Source organism: Cobetia sp. PS-4MA, assembly GCF_057670765.1.
This window is the reverse complement of sequence record NZ_CM173107.1, coordinates 1,144,696-1,169,735: the sequence shown is the minus strand read 5'-3', so window position 1 is coordinate 1,169,735 and position 25,040 is coordinate 1,144,696. Positions and strand designations below refer to the sequence as shown.

Below are 25,040 nucleotides of genomic sequence, written 5' to 3'. Positions count from 1 at the left end.
AGCCTTGCAGTCCGCTTTCCGTCGCATTCATGCCAGAGGCGCGAATACGACGGAAAGCCGGCTGAGACCTCTCATCTGTCGTCTTGCCGCCTCGGGGGGCGACTCTCAGCATGCACCCGGGCCGTGATGGGGGCAATGCCTGACCTCGCCAAAAAAAAGGCTGGCGCATGCGCCAGCCCTCTCGATGATTCTTCAGCTCTGCTTGGCGCGGCTGGTGGCACTTGCCGGCTTGCTGGTGCTGTCTTTCGCGGCATCCGCCGTGGCGGAAGACGCCTTGCTGGCAGCGGAAGATGCCTTGTCCGTGGCTTCCTTGCCCGCATCGGAATAGGCCTGTTCCATCTGGCTGCGCATCTCGTTGCCCATTTCCGCCAGTTTCAGGGAATCGTCCATCATCTGCTGAGACAGCTCGGTGGCCACTTCCAGCTGACGATTGCCGAATTCGCTGAGCTGCTCGACACTCTTCACTTCCGTCGCGGCGCGGGCACGCTCGAAACCGGTATCGGCATAGCGCTTGGCGGCATCCATCTGGAACTCGGCCACCTTGCTCATGTGGTCGAGCACCAGGCTGTTGAGCTTGCGCATCGGCTGATAGAAGCTGCGAGCCTGCTCGGCAAAGGCGTTGAACATCTGATCCTGTTGCATGACGGTTCCTCCCATGGATTCCGTACCGGAAGAGCGCGCAGAAGACTCTGCGCCATCTTTGGAGCGCAGCATTATGCTGCACTGCACAAAGACTAGTCTGCTCCCGAAGCGGTTGCAATCCCATGACGATAATCCTGCACCGCAATGCCTTCAGCTTCCCTCGTCATCCATCAATCACGCTGACTGCGTGAGCGCGCGCTGGCGGCCTTGGGTCTGTCCTCGGCGGTCGCCTTCTGCGCAGCTCCCGCATGCGGGTCATTCCCAGCGGGCTCACTGTCGCCACCACTGGCCCCACCACTGGCGTTGCCCGTGCCCTGCTGACCGAACTGCTGCAAGGTATCCAGCATCATCTTCTGGTACTGCTGGAAAGCCGCCATGCCCTTGGCCATGCTGTCGCCCATCTCGTTGGATGAGGCCCCCGGGGAATCGGCCGCTGACGCGCCGCCCATCCCCGCCATGCCTTCCGCCATCCCCGGCGGCATGAACCTGGCAAACGGCGTGCCCGCCCCCGGTGTCATCAGCGGCTTGAGCAGGCTCATCGGATCATAGCCCTCGACGCCCGCTTCCATCTGACGACGAAAGCGCTCCATCAATTCCTGTTGAAAGGCTTCCACATCCGGCAGGCCCATCGCCTGGCGAAACTCCTGAGGCGTCAGGTCGAATTCGACATTGATCTTCATGGCAGTGTCCTTGTGTTGTCTGCCCGCGCACGGCGTGGTGCACGAGTCCGCTGGCATGCTTGCCATTCGAGTCTAGCAGCGAGAATGACACGGGGGCAGCCTGCTACTTACGCCTTTTCTTATTTACTTTGTGCAAGCCAACCCACCACGCAAGACGCCCCAGCCACGAAGGATGCAGGGCATCACTCCACGGATGGGGCGTCTCTTTCTTACTAAAAGTTCAGCAGCTTGGCAGCGTTACAAGTTCAACAGCTGGGCAGCGCCAGCAGTTCAGCCGCGCCGCAAGCGGCTTACACCTCGCGCAGCACCGGTGTGTCGACCTTGACGTCGGCATTCTGGCCACGATGGCGCAGCAGGTGGTCCATCAACGTCAGCGCGACCATCGCCTCGGCGATCGGCGTGGCACGGATGCCGACACACGGATCATGACGGCCGGTGGTGATCACCTCGACCGCCTCGCCGTTGACGTCGATGCTGCGACCCGGCAGACGCAGGCTGGAGGTCGGCTTGAGCGCGATGCTGGCACGCAGGGTCTGGCCGCTGGTGATGCCGCCCAGGATGCCGCCGGCATGATTGGAGAGGAAACCTTCCGGCGTCATCTCGTCACGGTGCTCGGTACCCTTCTGGCTGACCACGGCGAACCCGTCCCCGATCTCGACGCCCTTGACAGCGTTGATGCTCATCAGGCCATGGGCCAGCTCGGCATCGATGCGATCGAAGATCGGCTCACCGAGACCCACCGGCACGCCAGTCGCCTCGACGGTGACCTTGGCGCCCACGGAATCGCCTTCCTTGCGCAGGGCGTCCATGTACTGCTCCAGCTCCTCGAGGCGGTCCGCATCGCCACAGAAGAACGGATTGGTGTCGACCAGCGACCAGTCCTTGACCTCAAGCTCGATGGGACCGAGCTGGGACAGATAGCCGCGCACCTGCACGCCGTGGCTCGCCAGATACTTCTTGGCGATGGCACCGGCGGCGACGCGCATGGCAGTCTCGCGCGCGGAGCTGCGGCCACCGCCACGGTAGTCACGCTCACCATACTTGTGGTGATAGGTGTAGTCGGCGTGGGCCGGACGGAACTGGTCCTTGATCTTGCCGTAGTCCTTGGAGCGCTGATCGGTATTCTCGATCATCAGGCCGATGGCCGTGCCGGTGGTGCGGCCCTCGAACACACCCGAGAGAATGCGCACCTGGTCCGGCTCGCGACGCTGGGTGGTGTGGCGCGAGGTGCCGGGACGGCGGCGGTCCAGATCGATCTGCAGATCCGCTTCGCTGATCTCGATGCCCGGCGGGCAACCATCGATGATGGCGCCCAGCGCCGGGCCATGGCTTTCGCCGAAGGTGGTGACAGTGAACAGCTTGCCGAAGGTATTTCCGGACATTCAGGGGGTCCTCAGGCGATGCCGCCGGTCATGGCCGACGGCGTTCTGATAATAGTTGTCGTGAGCTTTTCAGGTCTGGCGCTGAAGCGAAGGCACCAGACGAGCCTGTCTTCAGGCGAATTCGGGGGCGCAGACGTCCAGTGTCTGGGCATCGATGGCGAAGACGCCGTTGCCGCCGCGCTCGAACTCCAGCCACATGAAGGGCACGTCCGGGAACGCGTCCATCAGGTGGCGCTCGGAGTTGCCGACCTCGACGATCAAGACGCCGTCGTCGGTCAGGTAGTCACGAGCCTCGCGCAGGATACGGCGCACGATATCCAGGCCATCATCACCGGCGCCCAGCGCCAGCGCCGGCTCGTGGCCGAATTCCTGCGGCATGTGGGAGAGATCGAAACTGTCCACGTAGGGCGGATTGGAGACGATCAGGTCATAGCGCTTGCCGGCCACGCCCGCGAACAGGTCCGACTGCACGGCGATGACCCGCCCTGCCACGTCGTGGCGCTCGATGTTGCGACGCGCGACTTCCAGCGCCTCGCTGCTGATATCGACCAGATCCACCTCGGCGGTCGGCATCACCAGCGCCGTGGCGATCCCGATGCAGCCGGAACCGGTGCACATGTCCAGCACCCGGGTCGGCGGCAGTTCCGGGAACCAGGCCGAGAAGCCGCTCTCGATCAGTTCAGCGATCGGCGAGCGCGGAATCAGCACGCGCTCATCGACATCGAAGGGCACGCCGGTGAAGAAGGCTTCACCGAGCAGATACGGCAGCGGCTTGCGGGTGGTGATGCGTTCACGCACCAGCGCCACGATGCGCGCACGCTCCATGGTCAGCAGACGGGCGTCGATCACGGCGGGGTCCGTGTCCCACGGCAGATGCAGCGCACCCAGCACCAGCGCCACCGCCTCGTCCCAGGCAGAGTCGGTGCCGTGGGCGAAGTGCAGACGGTGCGCGTGGAACTCGCTGGTCGCCCAGCGAATCAGGTCGCGCAGAGTCACCAGCTCCTCGACGAGACGGGAATCCGGCTCACTGAGGCTGGAAGGATGGCGCAGGTCGGACGCGGAAGTAGTGGACACGGTGATTCCTGTAAGCGGACAGATGGACAACGAGCGCCGCCAGTCATGAAGCGTCGGTGGCGTCTCGCGCAGGCATTGTAGCGTTCACGAGGCGTGGCGGCGACCCTTGCACGCGCCATGGTCACCGCGCGTGACGTGCGCGACATCATGGGACGCCACTGACCTTGCACGGCACGGCGCGGTGCTTCACAGCACCGACAGCCACGCTATACTGCGCCCCTTGCCATTCACCGCTTGCGGAGCCCCCAGCCATGCCCCCCCGACACGACGACAGCTCGGATGACGGCGACGATTTCAACGCCTTCCGCGCCGCCCTCAAACAGGCCGGCGTGCGCAAGATCACCAGCAACCGGGCAGACCCCGGCCGCAAGCCGCTCAGCCGTGACGAGCAGGCCCGACTGGCCGCGCGTCGCGCTGCCGCCAGCGAAGCCTCGACCGACTCTCTCGGCACGCCATCGCGCACCACGGACGGCCAGGTCGAACCGGTCACGCCCAGCCAGCTGCTCGACTTCGCGGTACCGGACCTCCCCTACCGCCAGCGCCAGCGCCTCAAGCGCGGCGAGATCGCCTGGGAAGCCGGTCTCGATCTGCACGGCTACACACTGGAGCAGGCGCGCAGCGAGCTGGAATCCTTCATCGATGACGCCATCGCGCGGCGCTCACGCTGTGTGCTGGTCGTGCATGGCAAGGCGTGGACCGGCATGGCGGATCACCCGATCATCAAGAGCCACGTCAACGCCTGGCTGCGCCAGTGGCCGGACGTGCTGGCCTTCACCTCGGCGCTGGAGCTGGACGGCGGCAGCGGCGCAGTTTATGTATTGTTGCGCAGCAAGGGCCGTGATCCGCTGATGGACTGAGCGAGCCCCTCCATCGCCACGCCACGGAGTAGCGACACAGGACATCTGAACACCTGAGCAACTGAACATCTGAAGCAGGCCTCACGCCGAGCCTGCCACCATAACGACAAGGGAACACCCCGATGACACCCAACGCTGAACACACCACACGCCAGCCCTCACGCCGCGCGCGCTCCACCGCCATCTTCAGCGGCGTGACCGCAGCCACCCTGTCACTGACGCTTGCCACGCCCGCTGCCGCCAGCGATTCCCTGGCCGACAGCACGCTTTCCCGCGTGAAGGACACTCAGGTGCTGAAGGTCTGCACCACCGGTGACTATGCCCCCTTCAGCCATCGTGAAGACGACGGCGAGTTCGAGGGCATCGACCTCGACATGGCCGCCTCGCTGGCCGCAAGCCTGGGCGCAAGCGTCGAGACGGTTCCGACCAGCTGGCCGACGCTGATGGAAGACTTCACCTCCGGCAAGTGCGACATCGCCATGTCCGGTATCTCGATCAAGCTGGATCGTCAGGCACAGGCCTACTTCAGCCTGCCCTACCAGACCGGCGGCAAGACGCCCATCGTGCGCTGTGAAGATGTCGACAAGTACCAGACCGTCGCCCAGATCAATCAGCCGAGCGTGCGCATCACCGTCAATCCGGGCGGCACCAACGAGCGCTTCGCCAATGAATTCCTGAGCGATGCCACGCGCGTCGCGCATAACGACAACCGCACCATCTTCAACAACATCATCGAAGACCGCGCCGACGTGATGGTGACGGATGCCATCGAGACCCAGCTGCAGGCCAGCCGTCACCCGGCGCTGTGCAGCGTGCATCCTGATGCGCCATTCACCTTTTCCCAGAAGGGCTATCTGCTGCCGCTGGGTGACAACATCTGGAAAGCCTATGTGGATCAGTGGCTGACCCAGATGCAGGGCACCGGCGAGCAGGCCGCCATCTTCGAGAAATGGATCAAGGGCTGAACCAGCGCGTCAGCGTCAGCCTGAGCCACATGCCAAAAGCCCCCGCCAATCTCGTTTGGCGGGGGCTTGCGTCATTGCCTCGTGCTCATCGACCTCCTAGCCATCCAGCCCCTTCTCGTAACGATCCAGCGCCTCGGCGGCCAGGTGACGGCCCAGCTTGATCAGGCCTTCGGCCCGATGGAACTCGTAGGCGCCACACACCGTCTTGGGGATCTCGACCAGAATGTCCGGCGGATACCCGGCGATCTTGTACTTGGCCAGTGTCGCCTGGGTGATATCGAAGGAGCGCATCATCATGTCGAGCTTGCCCCAGGCCTGCTCCGGCGAATTGTCGTCGTCGACTCCCTCCTCGATCTCCGCGAGCCGCCGCGACTCCCGATTCTCGCTCTGACGCCCCTGCGCCTCGCGCGGGTCAGCATCTTCCCGGCCCTCCTTCACGGCCTGATTCAGCACATCGTTCAGGGTCGCGCCCGTGCTGGTGGCGGGCTCCGTCTCCGGCGCCTCCGACAAGGCCGTGAAGGGCGGGGCGAGACTGCCTCCCGGCGGCAGCGGCACGCCGCCCAGGGGGCTCACCGCCGAGGTGGAGGATGGCGGTGGCTCGGCGAGTTCAGGAGGCTGTGTCGCCTCACGCTCGGCCGAGAACATGCGCTCGGCACTGCGGCGCACGCCACGCAGCCAGTCACCGAATCCGCCCTCCTGCGCCTGCAGCGCGGCCTCGCGTGCTTCCTCTTCGGCCGCCTCCGCCGGGGGCAGCATCTGCTCCAGCGTCTGGTTGCGCGGCGAGTGCGCGGTGGCATTCACCGCCAGCACCAGATCCACATGCGCGGCCACCAGCGGCGTGATGGGCAACGGATTCATCAATCCACCATCCACCAGCATCTTGCGATCGCGCTGCACCGGCGTGATCACCCCCGGCACGGCGATGGAGGCCCGGATCGCCTCGAGCAGATTGCCGCTCTGGAACCAGACCTCCTTCTGGGCGATCAGGTCCGTGGCGACGGTGGTGAGCGGTATCGGCAGGTCCTCGATGCGCGTATCCCCGATCAGGGCCTCCAGCTCTTCCATGATGCGACGGGCGCGAATGGCGCCCATCGGGCTCCAGGTCACGTCCACCAGTCGCAGCACATCGAAATAATCCAGCTTGCACACCCAGTCCCGATAGGCGTCGAGCTGACCGGCGGCATAGATGCCGCCCACCAGCGCGCCCATGGAACAGCCGGAGATGGCGCGAATGTCATAGCCCCGCGCCAGCACTTCCTCGATGACACCGATATGGGCATAACCGCGTGCCCCGCCACTCCCCAGTGCCAGGGCGATGGTCTTGCGCTTGGCCATGGCATGTCTCCCGATGACGATGATGAAGGATGACCTTGGCGCGACGGACTACTCGCCCGCGACGGTCCAGTCGATGATCCGTGCCGCGACCGCCGCGACATGTCCCGGCTCCAGATGCAGGTGATGGCCGCCGGGCAGGACGCAACGCTCCAGCCCGCGCACGGCCGCTCGCGCCAGCTGCGCTTCGGGCCGCTCCCTCAGGATACCCTGCTCCCCCTCGATCAGCAGCACCGGCTGATTGACGGCGGCCAGCAGCGCCAGTACCTGCTCCGGGATATAGCGCATCACCGAGGGTCTGAGCAGACGACGGTCACTGCACAGCCGCCAGCCCTCTTCGAGGGGTTCGAGGTTGCGCTCGACCACCGGGCGTATCGTCTCGGCATCCACGGGCGTGACGCCACCGGCCACACGCGCCGCCACCGCCTCCTCGATGCCACGATAGTGCGCACGACGCGACGGCTGGCTCCCTGAGGCCTCTCGCGAGAGCGGACGCGCATGACGCGCCAGCAGGCCACGGCGCAACTGCCCCACCACCTCGTCAGCCGGTGTCGCCAGCGCCCCGATACCGTCGATCAGCACCAGTCGTGCGACATGCTCCGGCAGGGCCGCTGCAACTTGTCCGGCGACGGCAGCGCCAAGCGAGTGCGCCAGCAAGGTGACCGGTGCCTCCGGCATGCCCTCGCCTCGCAACCCTTCCAGCGCTTCGATGACATCGTGACAATAATCCCACACCGCATAGTCGCCATCCGGCCCCTGGGGACTCGAGCGACCATGCCCGACCAGGTCGATGGCCACGATCCGGATGCCCAGTCGCTCACACAGCAGAGGTGCCAGGCGCGTGAAGCTGGCGGCATTGTCAAGCCAGCCGTGCAGCGCCAGCCATACCGGGGCGTCAGCGCTGACCTGCTCGGAGCGCCACTCCAGCGCCGCTATCTCGCCGCCGCAGCGCCGCGTGAACGTCAAGGGACGAGGGGATGGGCGTGATGTGCCCGTCGTGCAATTCATGCCATCAACTCCGGTGCCAATTGCGAGAGGGTCGCCAACAGCGCCTCACGCGTCAGATCAGGATGCTCAAAGGGGTACATGTGTCCGCCCGGCACCGTGGCGACCTCAAGCCCGGCCCGTTGGAGCCTGGCGATGCGCGGTGGCGTCAAGAGGTCCGACTGCTCACCTGCCAGTATCTTCACCGGTACCTTGAGCCTGGCCACGGAGCCCGTGAGGTGATCACTCAGATGGCGGAAGATCTCCACCTCGTGACGCGTATCGAAGCTCAGCGACAGGCTGCCATCGCCGTGGCGATGCGTGGCATGCTCGATGTAGTCCGCAAGTGCCCGGGGCGTGAAGTTGGCGAACAGCGAGCGGCGACGCAGGTAATCATGCATCGCCTGAGGCGAATCCCAGCGGGCGCGCCGCCCACGCGTGCGCCCTGCCGGCGTGACACGGTCGATGAAGCCGAAGCGCTTGGCGATCTTGAGGCCGATGGCATCACGTCCCAGCATCAAGGGCGGGTCAAGCAGGATGACGCAGTGGAAACGCGCCGGCTGCTTGAGCGCGGCCATGTAGTTGACCACGCCTCCCAGCGAATGCCCCACCCCGATGACCTTGCGACTGTCCGGCGTGCCCACCGGCCCCAGCGCCGTGTCCAGACAGGCCAGCCATTCGTCCCGCAACGCGATCAGATTGCGCCCCACCGGATAGGCGGGATCATGCGCCAGCCTGTCCACCGGCAGCAGATCGAACGACTCGGCCAACGGGGCCAGCAGGCTGTTGTAACAGGCGCCGGTGAAGCCATTGGCATGGGCAAACGCCAGCAGCGGACGTGACTCTCGCGGCTCGGACACCTCCCGAGGCTCCGCTTGCGGCGTGACCTCTACGGCCCCCGCCACGGCGGCTTGCCCAGCGGATGCTGATGAGGCATTGCGGGATGGCACTGTCATCATGAAGTCTCCTCACCTTGCTTGGCGGTGTCGCCGGATGCCGCAGAGCAAACGGTCGTTTGACCCAGTCTCCCAGCATGCCAGCCCCACCGCCACCACGCTACTCGCCTAATGTCTCACCTTGCGCGGCAGGCCTGTCATCCACCGTCGAAGCCACCTCTTCGTTCGCGTGGGTAGCCGCCTGCAGAGCGGCCTGAATCGCCGTTGGCGACAGTCTGCCCGCCTCGAGGCCACCGCCCGCCTCTGCCGAGCCAGCGGACACGCCAGGATGAGACCCGGTATGGGTCTCGATGACCTTGCCCAGACCGATCAAGCGCTCGCGCAGCGCACCGTTGACCTGGATCTCCACCGCCGCGAGACGCCGTACCAGAGCCGCCGGCCAGCGCGTGCCCTCCAGGGTCAGACGCGCCCAGGGCTTGCTGCCGGATGCGATGGACAGCGTCAGCTGCAGGTGATCATCCCGCGATGGCGGCTGGCGATACTGCCGCGCGGCGTGGGACCAGTTCAGGGTCAGCGTGACCGCCGGCTGCCAGTCCGCCTGCGCGACACGCAGGCGCAGATCGTTCTGGTTCAGGGGCGAGAGCGCCGCCATGAGGGCCTCGGCCGCTGCGCTGTCGGGGGCAAGCCCCCGCGTGTGCGGGGTATGGGATGCCTGCGGATGAGGCGCCAGACGCACCTCCACACGACTCAGCGCGGGCGGCCCCTGCCTCTCGTGCAGCAATGCGGACAGATCCAGCACCTCGCTTGCCGCCAGGCCGCCCCGCCAGTCCGGCAAGCCGATGTCACGAGACAGTTCCAGCACCGGCGAGTCCGGCAGCGAAAGCCAGCGCACGTAACGCCCCGGCAAGGCATCAGCACCACTGCGGGCAGCCGACGGCGGGCCGCCCAGTTGCAGACTCACCTCGCCATCACTGCCGGTGACATTCACTACCGGAGTCTGCCCCGCCAGCCCCAGCGCCTGAAGCGCCTGGTCAGTCGCGGGCTTGCGCGTGCGCAGGCGTGCCTCGCTCAGCTGGTGCAGCAGCCCGGTCACCTTGTCCTGACGCGCCGGCCAGTTGCCCAGTGATGCCAGCTGCCAATCCCCCTTCGGGTCTCGCGTCAGACTCAGCCAGTCCTGCGCCTCATCGGGATGGCGACGAATGCCGATTCTCTGCGCCGTCGCGGCGACATGCGACAACGCCGGCAGCGGTGTCAGGATGGCGCTTGAGGCCTCGCCCTCCTGAAGCGGAGCGCCTGGCCCGGCATCCGGAAACGAGCCCGACTCACGCGGGCCGAGCGTCAGAGCCCCGATCGCCAGCAACGAGGCCAGTGCTGTCAGCGCCCATCCGGCGCGATTGAAGCGACTCATGCGTCATCTCCCCTGCGGCGCTCGCCGCGATGATCCTCAGCGGCTCGGTCAGACGTGCTGGATGAGGCCGGCCTGTCGGATGCCGACGCCGTCTCGGCGCTGGTGGACGCGGACAGTCCCCCGCCACCGAGGCGATGACGACCGGGCTGACGATGGCCGGACAGTCGCCCGGCAGGGCGATAGCCCGCTCGACGGCTCGCGTGATAGCGCCGCCAGCAGATCAGCTCACCCAACAGGCCCAGCAACACCGGCAGCGCCAGCAAGGTCCAGAGACGAAGCCTGCGACGCAGGTCATCACGCTCGGCATTCGCCTCGCGCTGCTGGCGCGCGAGTGCGCTCTCGAACGCCTGTTGCATGTCATCCAGTGCCGTTCGCTGGCGTGTCGCCTCCGCCTTGTCGGCCACCGGGGCAGCCCCCAGTGCACTCAGGCGCGACTGCCAGTCATTGCGCAGACGGGTTTCCTCTGCCGTCTGGCGATCCGCCAGCTGATGCAGTCGCGTCAGCTCGCGCACCTGATGGGCACCGGCACGCAGCGCCACCAGTTCCGGGCTGCCCGCCAGCACATCCACCGCGTTCTCCAGCCAACGGGCATTGGCATTCAGCTCGCGCTCACTGCCGTCCGCCGCGCTGCGCCGCCACAGGCGATCACTGGCCATGTCGACATCGCTGACCACCAGCAGCTGGCCCTCACGCCCGTCTTCATGCCCGTCGTCACGCGCCCCCTGATCCACTGGCGCCGGCCAGTGGGTCAGCACCGCCAGCCCACCCTCCTCGACGTCATGTCCAGACAGGCCGGACAACGGCCGCGGGTCCATGCGGTTGGCGTACACCTTGTCGGCCGGCAGCAGGCGCGTGGTGTCGGCCCCTCGGATCAGCCACTGCCGCGAGGTCGCTGACGGTGTCTCCGCCGTCTCCTCACGCGGGGCCAGCCAACCGGCGCTGGACATCACCAGCTGATCGACATTCTGGTTCAGCAAGACATCCGACAGACGGTCCGGGCCGATGCCAAGCAGCGTCGGACTGAGGGCGCGCGTGCCGTCCAGCAGACCGATCGGCAAGGCAAGTCGGGTGTCCGCCACCACCTCGCCGGCACGTGACTCAAGTCCTGCATGGGCCAGCAAGGCGCTCAGAGCCTCGGAGGCCGGGGCTGGCTGATCCAGCATCTCGGGGAGCGGGTCCAGCATCATCAGCACTCGCCCACCACGATCCAGATAGTCGCGGATCGCCGTCAGCGTCGCCGTCGGCAACAGGCGCGGGGCGATCACCAGCAGCGCATCCTGATCGGCGATCGGGCGCGCCGGGTCATCCCCGCCGGACAGCCAGTCGATGCGCTGGCGGGCATTGAGACGTTCCATCAGCCCCCAGCTGCCCAGTGCCCGGCCCTGCTCCATGCTCGGCTGACCCATCACCGGCAGGCTGGAGATCACGCCCAGACGGGGTGGCTGGGTGCGCGAGACTTCCTGGATCTGACGCGCGACCTGCGCTTCCAGTCCGCCGAGATCGGAGGCCTTGAGCATCGGGATCGCACGGCGCTCGGAATAGGGGCCATCGATGATCAGACCGAACAGCATTCTTTCACCGCCAGGCAGCGAAAGCGCCGTGAGTCCCTGGGCCTCGAGGTCCGTGAAATCGGCACTGTCCGGCTGCGGGTCCACCCGCTTCAGGCGCACCTGAGGCTCACGCGCGAAGGCGCCCAGGCGCGTCTCGATACGTGTCGCCAGCTCCCGCAGCTGCGGGAGGTCCGCGGCAAAGCGCTCGCTGTAGGCGAAGGTCAGCGTCACGGGGGATGTCAGCCGCGACAGCAGCTCCCGGCTGGCAGGACTCAGGCTGTGCTGGCGGGTATCGGTGAGGTCATGCGCCGTGATCAGCGGATTGGACGCGTTCGGGGATACCATGGCGGGCAGACGCTGGGCGGCCAGCAGCACGGCCGTGACACTTGATGCCACGGCCAGGGCGACCAGCCACTGGGGCGCCTGCCGACGCGTGTTGCGCTCCTGCTTGAGGCCACGCACCTGCAGCACCAGACCGGCCAGGGTCAACGACAGGAAGTAGCCGACATCCAGCAGCGCGGGACGCCCTTCGCTGAAGGGCGTGAGATGGGCCGGCAGACTGATCAGGTCCAGCAGCTGCACCCAGTGTGGCGCCAGATGACGCGCCAGCTGAGCAGTCACCGCCGGCGTGCCCGGCAGCATCAACGCCAGCCCCAGCACCAGTGCCCCCAGCCAGGCCGAGAGCGCCGAGGGCGCACGGACCGCCAGCGCCTGACCGAGACTTGCCAGTGCCATCACCAACAGCGCCATGCCAAGATACCCGCTGAGCACAAGGCCGAGATCGGGATCGCCCAGCCAGTGGATCAGCACCAGCAATGGTGCCGTCATCGCCAGGCCCAGCCAGCCCAGCACACAGGCGCTTGCCAGGCGGGCGCCCGCCAGCCGCCATGGACCAAGCCCGAGCCCTGACAGCCATTCAAGCAGGCCATTGGCGCGCTCTTCCGGCCAGCCACGCAGGGCCAGCAACGGTGTCCATAGCACCAGCAGCCATGGCAATACCTGCCACAGCGCTCCCAGGTCCGCACGATCACGTGCCAGAAGATCACCGACCTCGAAGGCCCCCAGCGGGGCCAGCACCGCCATCACCACCAGCAGAGACCAGCTGGCCCCCTGGGTCATTGCCTGATGCAGGTCACGCCGCACCAGCGCCATCATCGCCCTCATGACGATACCTCCTGATCCGCATCCAGGGGGCGCTTCACGCGCGGCAATGGCGCGGGCTGCTCGGCCATGCGCGCCACCAGCTGACGGAATGCCACCTCGATGTCCCCCCGCTCATGCACGCACTCGTCGAGCCGTATCTGCATGTAGCTGCACCACCGCGCCAGCGCGGAGCGCGGGTCCTGCCCGGGCCTGCCCACCAGTCGATAGGCCGGGTCCGCCATCAGGCGTCGCCCTGAGCGGGACACTCGCTCGGCACCCTCGGGCGACACGGCGGTGATGGCCGCGACACCGGGCAGCCGCGAGACGCTGGCCAGTTCCAGCTCGCTGAGTTCACGGCTCAGGATCACCCGCCACACCGGCAAGGGCGACGTGCTGCCATGAGCGGCACCGAGTCGCTCACGATAGGCACTGGGCACCGCCTCGCTGACGGACAGGGCCGCCAGCGCCGCCGGCGTGTCATCAAAGCCCAGCTGGCCGTTGGCCATGACCAGCACGCGATCACAGATGCGCGGCACCTCTTCCAGCAGATGAGTGGAGACGATGATCAGGCGCTCGCGCCCCAGCTCGCGAATGAAGGCGCGCACGCTGTCCTTCTGCAGCGGGTCCAACCCATCGGTGGGCTCATCCAGCAGCAGGATGTCCGGGTCATGGGTCAGCGCCATCGCCAGTGCCACGCGCCGACGATAGCCTTTGGATAACACGGCGCACAATTGATTGGCGAAGGGCATTATGTCGAGGCGATCCATCAAGGCAGGCAGGCGCTCCTTGCGAGTCCTGCGCGACAGACCATGCAGGCCCGCGACGCACTCGAGCGTCTCGCGCACGGTAAGCTGCGGCCACAGTGGTGCCCCTTCCGGCAGATAGCCGATCCGTCGCTTCAGGCGATTGAGCTGACGCTGACCGGCTCGCCCATCGAAGGCCTCTCCCTCGAGCGACAGTTCACCATCGGTTGCCGCCAGGGTGCCTGCCAGCATGCGCAGACTGGTGGTCTTGCCGGCGCCATTGGGCCCCAGCAGGCCGATCACTTCGCCGCGAAAGGCCTTGAAGGAAAGTCCGGACACGGCCTGGTGAAGGCCGAATTGACGCCCCAGCCCCCGGCTTGCCAGCAGTGGCACAGGCGCAGGCTGATGGGGCAAGGGCACGGAAGACGATGCGGCAGAGGTCGCGTATGGGTCCTGCAAGTTACCCGCTCCTTGTGATGATGTGGGGCCTGCGCCCGAAAGATTGCAGCACAGGGTAAGCGGACAGCCTGCGCTCGCCAAGCCGGGCGCGCGCCTTCCAGTCTGCTGCGCTGCAAAATCCTGATATGCTGGCGCTATTCTGCCGCAAGGCGAGGCGCCGGACATCCGTGAGGCGCCGGGACCACGCGCTCACCCTTCCAGGAGTTCCCATGCCCGATCCGCACGTCAACTCGCCCTCTTGCGGCTCACGTTCGAACGCCTCACCGACACCCGAGGACCCGGGGTCTTCCACGGACGAGCGCTCGACCAGGCGCCCGCAGCGTGACACACGCCTGCGCAATCGCCTGTTCTGGGCACTGCTGGCGGCAGCATTGATCACCGGCTTCTGGCTGATCTGAGGGCGGACTGACATGAGCGAGAGACTGACATGAGCGAGAGACTGGAATGAACGACATGCTGGCGCTGTTCGTCGCGACACTCAACATCACCGTGCCGGTCTTCGCGATGGTATTTCTGGGACTGGGTCTCAAGCGTCTCGGCTGGATCGATGACACCTTCATCGGCACCGCCTCTTCCCTGGTCTTCAAGGGCACCATGCCCGCACTGGTGTTTCTGTCCATCGTGCGAGCGGACCTCGATCACGCCCTGCGCCCCGGCATGCTGCTCTACTTCGCCTGCGCCACACTTGGGACCTTCCTGCTGCTGTGGGGCTGGGCCATCTGGCGCATTCCGCTGAAGGAGCGCGGCGAGATCGTCCAGGGGGCGTTTCGTGGCAACTGTGCCATCGTCGGGCTGGCACTGGCAGCCAACCTCTATGGCGATCTCGGCCTGTCGATGGGCGGCATCCTGATGGGCGTCGTCATCCTGTCCTACAACATGCTGTCAGTGGTGGTGCTATCGAGTTATCTGGGCGATGGCCGCACCAGCTGGAGTGCCATCGCGCGCGGCATCATCACCAACCCGCTGATTCTCGGTGTCCTGGCGGCGCTGCCCTTCGCGGCGTTCAGCTGGCAGCTGCCCCAGTGGCTGGAAACCTCCGGCGACTACTTCGCGCGCATGACGTTGCCGCTGGCGCTGATCTGCATCGGCGGCACCCTCTCGATGCGCTCACTGCGCGAAGGCCGCCAGCTGGCGCTGAGTGCCAGCCTGATGAAGATGATCAGCGTGCCACTGGTGGCCACGGCCTTCGCCGTGCTGCTGGGCTTTCGCGGCACGGAACTCGGTGTGCTGTTCCTGTTCTTCGCCTCACCGACGGCGGCGGCAAGCTTCGTGATGGTGCGGGCCATGGGCGGCAATGATCGCCTCGCCGCCAACATCATCGCCATCAGTACCCTGATGGCCGCGCTCACCATCACCCTGGGCATCTTCCTCCTCAAGCTGAGCGGATTGGTCTAGCACCTTTCGGATGACGCAACGCAAGCGCCCCCGACAGCGAATGGCTGACGGGGGCGCTTGCGTCTGAAGCTCATGTCCCGGTCCCGGTCCCGGGCACGCGCCTGCGCGTGTTCAGTCAAGCTCCGCCGGGCTGACGAAGTGGTGCAGGTCCGCCAGACCTGCCGCCCAGATATCGGCATCCAGCCACGCCAGACTCGCGGTGGCAAAGGCCAGCTGAGTGCTGCCGGGGCCATCCACCAGCGCACTGGCCAGGCTCGACACCAGCGGGTTGTGGCTGATGATCAGCCAGTCACGCGGCTCACGCGCCTCGCTGCAGGGCGGGACGTGGGTCTGCAGCCAATCCAGCACCGGCGTGAGCGGGTCATCCGGGGTGATGATTTCCAGAGTCGTCTGTTGCTCACCGGCAAGCTTGAGCGCCGAGGAGACTTCCTGCGCCGTCTGCTGGGCACGGGTGAAGGGGCTGACGACGAGGGTCAGACGGGCACGGCGTTCCGCGGGCAACTGATGCGCCAGCCATTGCCCCATGCGGCGGGCTTCTTCACGCCCTCGGGCGCTCAATTCCCTGCTGGCGTCCGGCGAGCCGGAGCTTGCCTCCCCGTGACGCATGATCAATACACTCATGGCTTTCTCCTGAAGGGTGACTACCGCGCGGGACGAAGATCCGCCCTCGGCGGTCGATGACAGTGCTCGCACGGCCGGAGCGCCGAGCGAGGAACGGGATGGCACCACTCAGCCGATGCCACCCCATGGAATTGAGAGTCTTCAGGAGCCATCAGGTTCCAATTGACGCGCCTGCTTGACGGACTCGCGCGACAGCACGAATTCCACATCCGTGGATTGCTCACCGCCCATCAGGGCGCGGGCCATGTGGTGAGGATCGACATCCTCGAAGAGCACCTTGGCCATGCCATTCACCAGCGGCATGTAGATCTCCAGACGCTCTGACTCATCCTGCACCAGTCGCACCGTATTGACACCTTCCGCGACCTGCCCCAGCACCTCCACGGCCTGATCCAGAGTACGCCCCTCCCCGAGGGCGTAGCCGACCCGGTAGTTGCGCGACAATGGCGACGAGCAGGTGACGATGAGATCCCCCACGCCAGCCAGGCCGAGGAAGGTCATCGGATTGGCGCCCTTAGCCACGGCGAAACGGCTCATCTCGGCCAGCGCCCGTGTCATCAGCATGGCGCGGGTGTTCTCCCCCATGCCCAGGGCCGCCGCCATGCCCGCGGCGATGGCGTAGATGTTCTTCAGCGCCCCGCCCAGCTCCACCCCGTAACGATCATTGCTGGCATAGACCCGGAAGTAATCACAGCCGAAGGCCGTCTGTACGCGTGCGCGGGTGTAGGGGTCATCCGAGGCGATCACCGTCGCGGTCAGCTGACGCTGAGCGATCTCACTGGCCAGATTGGGGCCGGAGAGCACGCCGATGTGGGAGAAGCCGGTTTCCTCTTCCAGCACCTCGCTCATCAGGGTGAAGCCTTCGCTCTCGATCCCCTTGGTGGTCGCGACCAGAATCTGCTCCTCGCGCAGATGCGGGCGCGCTTGACGCACCACACTGCGAAACGCCTTGGAGGGAATCGCCACGCACACCAGTTCCGCCTCCTTGAGGGCCTCTGCCATGTCGGTGGTGGCCCGCACGGCCGAGTTGATGACGAAATCCGGCAGATAGCCCGAATTGCGGTGCTCGGTGTTGACCTCTTCGGCCTGGCTTGCATCACGCATCCACTGGGTGACATTGGCACCATTGTCGGCGGCGATCGAGGCGATCGCGGTGCCGAAGCTGCCGCCGCCCAGCACACAGACATTCAAGCCGGCTGCCTGCGGTGCACTTTCCGAAAGCTCGCGATCACGGATGGCGCGACGAGGAGCGGGTGAAGAGGCAGACATGAAGACTCCTGGTAGTGGCGTAAGAAGGAGAAAGAAACGCGGATTCGGCAACTGTCGCGCATTGTACCTCTAGTCAGTGCCTGTCGTCGGCACCTGTCGGGCTGCCCTCGCAAGCCAAAGCCTGCGTGGGCGATGACATCCTGACAGTGGTGGCGATGACGTCATATTCAACTCTCCTTGATGAGGGATGGCGAACACGAAAACGCCGGCAACTCTCAAGGCAGGAGCCCCGGAAGTTGCCGGCGTCGTCACGAAGGCCGATGGCCATCGCGTCTTGCATCAGGCAGCGATCACCGCCCGGCAGTCAGTTCAGAGTGTCTTGAGCGCCGTGATCATGTCGCCCACCACCTTCTGACCATCGCCATAGACCATGCGCGTGTGGTCCAGATAGAACAGGTGATTCTCGACACCCGAGAAGCCTGCTCCCTGGCCACGCTTGATCACCAGCACGTTGCGTGACTGATCGGCATTGAGGATCGGCATGCCGTACAGCGGGCTAGAGGGATCGTTCTTGGCGACCGGATTGACCACGTCATTGGCGCCGATGACCAGCGTCACGTCGGTGTTCTCGAAGTCGTTGTTGATCTCGTCCAGGTCCGCGATCATGTCGTAGGGCACCCCGGCTTCCGCCAGCAGCACGTTCATGTGGCCCGGCATGCGACCGGCGACCGGGTGGATCGCGAAGCGCACTTCCACTCCACGCTCGCCCAGCAGCTCGACCATTTCCCAGACCTTATGCTGCGCCTGGGCCACCGCCAGACCATAGCCCGGCACGATGATGACGCGCTCGGCGAAGGCCAGCTGCACGGCAGCGTCCATCGGATCAGAAGCCTTCATGCTGCCTTCGATCTCGCCCTGCTCCGCGCCGCTTGCGCCACCGAACTGCTTGAACAGCACGTTGCGAATCGGTCGGTTCATCGCCTTGGCCATCAGCTGGGTCAGCAGCGTACCCGCCGCCCCGACCACGGTACCGGCGATGATCATCGCGGCATTGCCCAGCACGAAACCTTCCATTGCCACCGCAAGGCCCGTCAGCGCATTGAACAGCGAGATGATCACCGGCATGTCCGCGCCGCCGATGGGCAGTGCCAGCATGGCGCCGAACAGCAGTGCCAGCACGAAGAACACGATCACCAGCGAGCTTGACGGCTCCACCGCCGCGATCACCACCCCGAGATAGATCGCCAGGCCCAGCACGATCATGTTGATCAGCTGCTGATTCTGGAAATGGACAGCCTTCTTGATGCGCCCGTCCAGCTTGGCCCAGGCGATGATGGAACCGGAGAAGGCCACCGCACCGATCAAGGCGCCGAGCACGCCCAGCCACAGGGCCAGCGAGCCGTGCTGCTCGATCAGTCCCGGGTTGTCGCTCATGCGCATCAGCTCGACCGCGGCGATCGCCGCCGCCGCGCCGCCGCCCATGCCGTTGTAGATGGCGATCATCTGCGGCATGTCGGTCATCGCGACCTTCTTGCCCGAGTACCAGGCAATGCCGCCACCGATCACGATGGCCAGCAGCATCAGCCCGTAGCGCCCGTCAATCTGCGGGTGCAGGAAGGTCAGCAGCGTGGCCACGACCATCGCGATCCCGGCCCAGTGGATGCCGCTGCGCGCCGTGGTGGGGTGCGACATGCGCTTGAGGCCCAGAATGAAGACCACCGCCGCGGCGAAATATCCTGTTTCGACCAGCCAGTTCATCAGCGAGCCTCCTTGTCGTTGATGGCGTTGGCCGCGTCAGCGCCCTTGCTGCGATCACTGGCCTTGAACATTTCCAGCATGCGCTCGGTGACGACGTAGCCGCCCACCGCGTTCCCCGCACCCAGCAGCACGGCGATGAAGCCGATGAACTGCTGCATGCCGGTCTCGGCCTGGCCGAGGGCGATCATCGCCCCGACCAGCACGATGCCATGGATGAAGTTGGAACCGGACATCAGCGGCGTATGCAGGATCACCGGTACCCGGGAGATGACCTCGTAGCCGACGAAGGCCGCCAGCATCAGGATGTATATGGCTGAGAGTCCTTCGATCATGCGGCGTCCTCCGCGCGAGCGCGTACGTCATCGTGGGTGATGCGACCCGCTTCGGTCAGGCGCATCGGGCCGAGTACCGCATCCTCGAAGTCCAGCGACAGTTCGCCATCCTTCATGAAGGGTGTCAGCAGGTTGAAGAGATTCTTGGCGTACATCTCGCTGGCATTGACCGACAGGCTGGAGGCCATGTCCAGCGGGCCGAGTACCGTGACGCCGCCATGTTCGACCCGGGCACCGGGCTGGGTCAGCTCACAGTTGCCGCCCCCTTCCGCCGCCAGATCCACCAGCACGGCGCCGGGCTTCATGCCCTCGACCATCTCGCGGTTGATGATGCGCGGCGACGGACGCCCCGGAATCGCCGCGGTGGAGATCACCACATGGGCATCGCCCATGTGACGCGCCAGTGCCTCGGCCTGCTGGGCGCGCTCCTCATCGGTCAGCTCACGGGCGTAACCACCCTCACCGGAGGCATCGACGCCGGTATCGATCATCTTGGCCCCCAGCGACTCGACCTGCTCACGGGCGGCTGCGCGAATGTCATAGGCCCAGACCTGCGCGCCGAGACGCTTGGCGGTGGCGATGGCCTGCAGCCCCGCGACACCGGCCCCGACCACCACGACACGTGCCGGACGCACGGTGCCGGCAGCGGTGGTCAGCATCGGGAAGAATACCGAGGACTCGTTGGCCGCCAGCAGTGCGGCATGATAGCCGGCCACGGCGGCCTGGGAGGACAGGGCATCCATGCTCTGGGCACGCGAGATGCGCGGCACGAACTCCATGCACAGGCTGGTCAGCCCGCGCTGGGCAAGCGTCTGGATCAATTGCGGATTCTGATACGGCGTCATCAGGGCAACGATGACCGCACCCTCACGGAAGTCGTTGATCTGGGACTCGCTGGGCGTGCGCACGCAGAGGATGAGGTCCGCCGCGGCACGTGCCGCCGGGATGTCCTGCTCGGCGACGATGGCGACTCCGGCCTGCTCGGCATAGGCGGCATCATCGAAGTGCGCATGGCGCCCGGCGCCGCTCTCCACGTGCACGATGGCGTCGCCGGAGTCAGCGATGGCGCTGTCCAGATGACGCGCCAGCTTGCCGGCCGTCACCGGGTCCAGCGCGACACGACATTCTCCGCGCGCCAGGGTGGGGTCTGCGCTGCCCTGCTGTCCGTCTGCGGCCTGCGAGACAGTATCGGGCGCACGCATTTCACGCACGACAAGAATATTCAGCATCGCGCACCTCGTTTCACATCCATGTTCATGCCAGAGGCTGCCAGCCTTGAAAGGTTCATGGCGTCGTTCCTGTTGAGCGCTGATTCGCGTCATCCCTGCCTGCCCGATGCGCTTTCAGCGACGTTATTGTCTGTCACAGGTGAGGCGTGCCGGAATCGCAAGCCGCGGGTCACGCACGGCCAAGAGGCCTGACATCCCCTGTGACACGATGAGTGTCCAGTATCAGTCTTTTCTCGTCGGTGTATCAGGGTCAAGCGCTGCATTGCAAAAAAGGCAATAAAATCAATCATAAAGCTAACGTTATGCGCGACATAACAGTGAGCTTATGCCTGAACGACACTCCACATCTCGCCAAGCGACTGATTTCCAATGAGTTTGTGAATCAGGCCCTTCCAAGAATAGCTCAGCTTTGTGTTATGCATCGCATAATCTCGAGCTTATGGCTGTTACCGACATTGCCACGGAAAAGGGATGCCGCCGAAGCAGCCTCCCCTCGTGATGGTGCCGACGTGAGTACCAGTGCGTGATCCCGGCATTGCGCCCAGCGGATGCTCGGCCAGCGCTTGCACTGTCAGAAAGCGGTCCAGCCCTCTCGCCAGGCGCGGCTCAGGAAGAGCAGCTCATGCAGATCGGCGCGGCATTCGCCGCCGGCGGGCGTGTCCAGTCATCGGCGAGTTCCGCCTCGACACCCTGCGCCTGACCGAGTGCCTGCGCCGCCTCGAGACTGCCTTCTTCAAGACGATGGAACGGAGCACTCAGGCGCTCACGGAACGCTTCGAGCGTCGTGTCATCGCCCTGCTCGACCCGCGCGATCACTTCCAGCAACAGATGCGTGCGCGGCACGTAGAGCGGGTTCACACCCAGCATGGCGAGGCGCCGCTGGCGCTCATCATCGGCGGAGAGCCCGATGGCCATGACACGTGTCTGATAGCGTGCAAGCCAGGCCGAGGCTTCATCGCGCGCCTGTGCCGAGTTGCCGTGCGGCCCACGCTCGCCCGCTAGGCGCACGACCAGCGCTTCCGGCGCGGCCTGCGTGACATCCCAATGGCTGAGCAGACGATAGGCGTGGGTGTGATCCACCTTGCCGGCCGCCAGCAGCTCACGCCATTGCTGCACCAGTGTCATGTCCTCATCCCGGGAATCCTGCAGCCCGAGACGCGCGCGCATCAGGCGAGCATATTCGCGCTGCAACTCGCCTTCATAGGCGCCCAGCGCGGCGGAGAGCGCTTCCACATCGATCAGCGGCGACAGCGCAATCCCGAGGCGCTCCAGATTCCAGAGCCCGATGCCCGGCTGCTGGGCAAACCCATAGCGCCCGGCCTGGTCGGTATGGTTGGGAATCAGATTCTCTTCGTAGCCATCGAGGAAGGCATAGGGGCCATAATCGAAGGTCAGTCCCAGCAGCGACATGTTGTCGGTGTTCATCACGGCATGCACGAAGCCATACGCCTGCCAGGCCGCGATCAGCTTCGCGGTGCGAGTGATCACTGTCTCGAACATCAAAAGCGCGGCGGCGATGCGCGTCTCATCCGCCAGCGGCGCGCTGGGCGCTTCACCTGCGCGCGATGCCCCTTTCTCCGTGTCGGGCAGACACTCAGGGAAGTGCTCCCGCAGGGCGTGGTCGATCAACGTCTTGAGGTCGGCGTGACGGCCGGAGTGCGCCAGCCACTCGAAATGTCCGAAGCGCAGATGACTCTCGCAGACCCGCAGCACGGTGGCACCGGGCTCGAGCGTCTCGCGCTGGACCTGCTCGGCATTCACCGCCAATGCCAGCGCGCGACTGGTCGGGATGCCCAGCGCCGCCATGTACTCACTGGCCAGATACTCGCGCACGCTGGAGCGCACCACCGCCTGCCCATCACCGAAGCGGGAATATGGCGTACGCCCGGCTCCCTTGAGATGCAGGTCGAAGACGCTGCCGTTCTCGGTCTGAAGCTCACCGAGCAGCATGCCGCGCCCATCGCCCAGCTGCGGGTTGTAATGACCGAACTGGTGCCCGGTGTACTTCTGGGCCAGCGCGTCCATGCCCGGCAGCAGGCGCTCCCCTGCCATCAGCAGGCGAAGTGACTCGCGATCCTCCCGGCTTGACGCCATTTCCGCCACCAGCGAGTCCAGGCCCAGCAGGCGGGCGCAGTCAGGACTCACATCGGCCAGGCGAGTGCCTTGACGTGGCTGCGGCGCAACACGACTGAAGAAGTGCTCCGGCAGACGGGCGTAGCGGTTGTTGAAGCTCAATGACATCAGATCTGGCACGTTATCTCCGACAGCCGGGCTGTCTTCGCTGGATTCATTCATCGGAAAGCGGGTCGCGCGGCCGCGGGGGCGTGACGGCGCCATCCGGGGATTCACGGGAGCCACGCTCCTCGTCACGGCCAGTCCCTGGGGCTGTCGCGGGAGGCGTTTCAGGGGTCAACAGGCTACGCAGCCCCCCTGGCGGACGCCCCGGCGGCAACTGGCTGGCCATGTCATACAGCTTGCGCGCCGTGCTGTCCCTGTGCGCCTGACGCTCCAGCGCCTGGAGGCCGTCGTCGTGACGAGGCCGGGTCTGCACGTCGGGGGCCAGCTCGGCACCGGTCTGTCGGTGCTCGGCGACGGCCCGAGTCGGTCGCACTGGTTCGTCGACGGCCTGATGAGCCCGCTTGAGCATCAGACGCTTGCGGGGCGTCAAGGCCAGCTCGGCCAGCCGCGCACGCCCCCACCAGGGGTGAGGGGCACGGCTGCCATGGGCAGCCCCCGCCGCCTGCCCCCCCGCGGCCGGACGCCACATCGCCAGCATCTCGGCGGATAGTTCCTGGATCAGAGGGAAGCGCTCACTCTCGGCCTGCGCCTGCCACCAGTGGCTCAGCCGTTCGTTGAGCACCAGCAGCTGTCGTGCCCGCGTGGCTGCGGTGTAGGTCAGATTGGTGACCAGCACCTGATTGGCAAGCTGCTGTCGTTCACCGGGCAACATCAGGTCATCCGCCAGCACGACGCAATCGAACTCCAGGCCCTTGGCGCGGAAGACGGTCCCGAGCATGACGCAAGGCAGCGTGACGGTCTGGTCGGCCAGGATGGCGGCCTGCAGATCACCATCCTGCCTGCGCAGCTCACCGATCCATTGGTCCAGCGGCGCCTGCGCGTACCAGGAGGCCAGCTCGTGCAGGCTGCGCGCCTGATGATCATCGAGACGCGCGAGAGCCCCCAGCACCTGTGCCGGGGTCTGGCCAAGCCGCGTCAGTGTTGGCGGCAACTGACGCCACCATTGCTGCTGCTCGTGCCTGTCGCCCTGCTCCGCCAGCTGGTGGCAGCGCCACAGGCGCCAGTGGTCCAGCAGACCCGCCAGTGGATAGCCTTCGATGCCGTCCAGCCATGCCACCGCGATGCCACGCTGATGCAGTGCCAGCGCTTCACCCAGCGCCGCGATGGGCCCGGCACTGATCACGGCATGTCGCGCGCCGGCGGTCAGCAAGGCCTCACGCACACCCGGTGCCGCCAGACGCGTGGCAGGCCCGAGACCGCTCATGGCCTGCTCACGCGAGGTCGGGGAACAGGCCGCCAGACGCGTTCCCAGCGCGGCCAGTGACGGCCCGAATCGCCAGGCCCCCGGCAGGGAGTAGACGGTGGCATCGCCAAGCAGCGGCGAATCCAGCGAGCTCAGTCCCTCGGCCTGGCGTGCCAGACTCTGGTGTGGGTCGCCGATCAGCAGCAGATCACAGCGCTGACGTCTCAGCATGGCCAGCAGCGCCGGCGTGGCGTCCTGGGCCTCATCCAGCATGACCAGATCGGCATCGAGCGACTGACCATGCTGGGACCACAGCTTGAGCAAGGCATTGAAGGACAGCGCCTGCTGATGGTCCGCCGGGTCCAGCAGGCACTCCCACACCAGTCGCATGCTCTCGACCAGCTGGCGCAGCTCATTGGCGCTCAAGCGGTCGGCGCAGCCCTCCGGCAGATGCTCCGGCATGGGCACGGCATCACTCAGCGTGAAGAAGGTATTGAGTCCCTGGGCGATCAGGCTGCGCGACTGACTGGACAGGCTGCCCAGCCAGTTGAGGCTCTGGGGCGACAGTCTGCGCGTGATGTCCGGCTGCCGCTTGAGCTTGTCGCCGTACTCTTCCTGCAGCGCCTGACGCGCCAGCTGGTGCAACGACAGGGACTGGACATTGGCCGGCAGCTGGCTGGCCGTACGTCCCGCGACCGCCGGGTTGAGTGAGGTATAGATGAGGATCTCATCGGCATAGGTCCGCGCCAGCTCCACCATCAGGACGGTCTTGCCGCTGCCGGCACAGGCTCGCACCACCACGCAATCGCTGTTCTCGGCACTGGTGGCCGGCGTGCGATCGCGCAGTCGCGAGGGAAAGGGGTGGGCGAGAATCCGCCGTTGATCATTGCTCAGATGCAT

21 protein-coding genes are annotated in these 25,040 nt (G+C 65.9%); 4 read left to right on the top strand and 17 right to left on the bottom strand.

The genetic code is table 11. The features are described from left to right. Positions 1-192 precede the first annotated feature (192 nt). From AC26AR_RS05020 to prmB, 4 genes are all read right to left on the bottom strand, one after another. On the bottom strand, positions 193-642 hold the full coding sequence (locus tag AC26AR_RS05020) for a phasin family protein (protein WP_167593039.1): 450 nt from the start codon (positions 640-642) through the stop codon (positions 193-195). A 170-nt stretch (positions 643-812) separates the two neighbouring features. Then, on the bottom strand, positions 813-1,322 hold the full coding sequence (locus tag AC26AR_RS05015; RefSeq protein ID WP_191237983.1) for a DUF6489 family protein: 510 nt from the start codon (positions 1,320-1,322) through the stop codon (positions 813-815). A 290-nt stretch (positions 1,323-1,612) separates the two neighbouring features. Further along, positions 1,613-2,704: a chorismate synthase gene (aroC, locus tag AC26AR_RS05010; protein ID WP_054554938.1), complete on the bottom strand. Its 1,092-nt coding sequence runs from the start codon at positions 2,702-2,704 to the stop codon at positions 1,613-1,615. A gap of 111 nt (positions 2,705-2,815) precedes the next feature. Then, positions 2,816-3,778 (bottom strand): 50S ribosomal protein L3 N(5)-glutamine methyltransferase, encoded by a 963-nt coding sequence (prmB, locus tag AC26AR_RS05005; protein ID WP_054554939.1) that lies wholly within the window; start codon positions 3,776-3,778, stop codon positions 2,816-2,818. A 251-nt stretch (positions 3,779-4,029) separates the two neighbouring features. Between prmB and AC26AR_RS05000 the strand changes: the two genes are divergently transcribed. Beyond that, the gene (locus AC26AR_RS05000) at positions 4,030-4,635 is read left to right on the top strand and encodes a Smr/MutS family protein (RefSeq protein ID WP_136938208.1); all 606 of its coding nucleotides are present in this window, start codon (positions 4,030-4,032) and stop codon (positions 4,633-4,635) included. A 122-nt stretch (positions 4,636-4,757) separates the two neighbouring features. Beyond that, positions 4,758-5,600 (top strand): transporter substrate-binding domain-containing protein, encoded by an 843-nt coding sequence (locus AC26AR_RS04995; protein WP_488107660.1) that lies wholly within the window; start codon positions 4,758-4,760, stop codon positions 5,598-5,600. A gap of 96 nt (positions 5,601-5,696) precedes the next feature. Here the strand turns inward: AC26AR_RS04995 and AC26AR_RS04990 are convergent, their stop codons facing one another. From AC26AR_RS04990 to AC26AR_RS04965, 6 genes are all read right to left on the bottom strand, one after another. Further along, complete coding sequence (locus AC26AR_RS04990; RefSeq protein WP_289863019.1) at positions 5,697-6,935, bottom strand: patatin-like phospholipase family protein; 1,239 nt, start codon at positions 6,933-6,935, stop codon at positions 5,697-5,699. 48 nt (positions 6,936-6,983) lie between these two features. Continuing rightward, positions 6,984-7,940 carry an alpha/beta fold hydrolase gene (locus AC26AR_RS04985; protein WP_488107659.1) on the bottom strand — a complete coding sequence of 319 codons (957 nt, stop codon included), beginning with the start codon at positions 7,938-7,940 and terminating at the stop codon, positions 6,984-6,986. Continuing rightward, complete coding sequence (locus tag AC26AR_RS04980) at positions 7,937-8,875, bottom strand: alpha/beta fold hydrolase (protein WP_254696434.1); 939 nt, start codon at positions 8,873-8,875, stop codon at positions 7,937-7,939. Before AC26AR_RS04980 ends, AC26AR_RS04985 begins: the two co-directional genes overlap by 4 nt. 97 nt (positions 8,876-8,972) lie before the next feature. Next, the gene (locus AC26AR_RS04975; protein WP_488107658.1) at positions 8,973-10,220 is read right to left on the bottom strand and encodes a DUF4340 domain-containing protein; all 1,248 of its coding nucleotides are present in this window, start codon (positions 10,218-10,220) and stop codon (positions 8,973-8,975) included. After that, entirely contained in the window at positions 10,217-12,934 is a 2,718-nt protein-coding gene (locus AC26AR_RS04970) for a Gldg family protein (protein ID WP_488107657.1), read from the bottom strand. The genes AC26AR_RS04975 and AC26AR_RS04970 overlap by 4 nt, the downstream gene beginning before the upstream one ends. Continuing rightward, a complete protein-coding gene (locus AC26AR_RS04965) occupies positions 12,931-14,115 on the bottom strand; it encodes an ABC transporter ATP-binding protein (RefSeq protein WP_488107656.1) in 1,185 nt (394 codons plus the stop codon). Before AC26AR_RS04965 ends, AC26AR_RS04970 begins: the two co-directional genes overlap by 4 nt. Before the next feature lie 209 nt (positions 14,116-14,324). Here AC26AR_RS04965 and AC26AR_RS04960 point away from each other — a divergent pair, with 209 nt between their 5' ends. Together AC26AR_RS04960 and AC26AR_RS04955 are read left to right on the top strand one after the other, a co-directional pair. Continuing rightward, a complete protein-coding gene (locus AC26AR_RS04960) occupies positions 14,325-14,513 on the top strand; it encodes a hypothetical protein (RefSeq protein WP_404624688.1) in 189 nt (62 codons plus the stop codon). Positions 14,514-14,559: 46 nt separating this feature from the next. Further along, positions 14,560-15,510, top strand: a complete 951-nt coding sequence (locus tag AC26AR_RS04955) for an AEC family transporter (protein ID WP_077372342.1) — start codon at positions 14,560-14,562, stop codon at positions 15,508-15,510. Positions 15,511-15,621: 111 nt separating this feature from the next. Here AC26AR_RS04955 and sixA read toward each other — a convergent pair whose 3' ends face one another. From sixA to AC26AR_RS04920, 7 genes are all read right to left on the bottom strand, one after another. Further along, positions 15,622-16,131, bottom strand: a complete 510-nt coding sequence (sixA, locus tag AC26AR_RS04950; RefSeq protein WP_077372339.1) for a phosphohistidine phosphatase SixA — start codon at positions 16,129-16,131, stop codon at positions 15,622-15,624. Positions 16,132-16,272: 141 nt separating this feature from the next. Further along, positions 16,273-17,400 (bottom strand): NAD(P)H-dependent glycerol-3-phosphate dehydrogenase, encoded by a 1,128-nt coding sequence (locus tag AC26AR_RS04945; RefSeq protein ID WP_084209087.1) that lies wholly within the window; start codon positions 17,398-17,400, stop codon positions 16,273-16,275. Positions 17,401-17,709: 309 nt separating this feature from the next. After that, entirely contained in the window at positions 17,710-19,098 is a 1,389-nt protein-coding gene (locus tag AC26AR_RS04940; protein ID WP_077372333.1) for an NAD(P)(+) transhydrogenase (Re/Si-specific) subunit beta, read from the bottom strand. Then, the gene (locus AC26AR_RS04935; protein WP_077372330.1) at positions 19,098-19,430 is read right to left on the bottom strand and encodes an NAD(P) transhydrogenase subunit alpha part 2; all 333 of its coding nucleotides are present in this window, start codon (positions 19,428-19,430) and stop codon (positions 19,098-19,100) included. The genes AC26AR_RS04940 and AC26AR_RS04935 overlap by 1 nt, the downstream gene beginning before the upstream one ends. Further along, positions 19,427-20,659 (bottom strand): NAD(P) transhydrogenase subunit alpha, encoded by a 1,233-nt coding sequence (locus AC26AR_RS04930; protein WP_488107655.1) that lies wholly within the window; start codon positions 20,657-20,659, stop codon positions 19,427-19,429. Before AC26AR_RS04930 ends, AC26AR_RS04935 begins: the two co-directional genes overlap by 4 nt. A gap of 606 nt (positions 20,660-21,265) precedes the next feature. After that, entirely contained in the window at positions 21,266-22,954 is a 1,689-nt protein-coding gene (locus AC26AR_RS04925; protein WP_488107654.1) for a protein adenylyltransferase SelO, read from the bottom strand. Beyond that, positions 22,947-25,040 (bottom strand): AAA family ATPase, encoded by a 2,094-nt coding sequence (locus AC26AR_RS04920; protein ID WP_488107653.1) that lies wholly within the window; start codon positions 25,038-25,040, stop codon positions 22,947-22,949. Before AC26AR_RS04920 ends, AC26AR_RS04925 begins: the two co-directional genes overlap by 8 nt.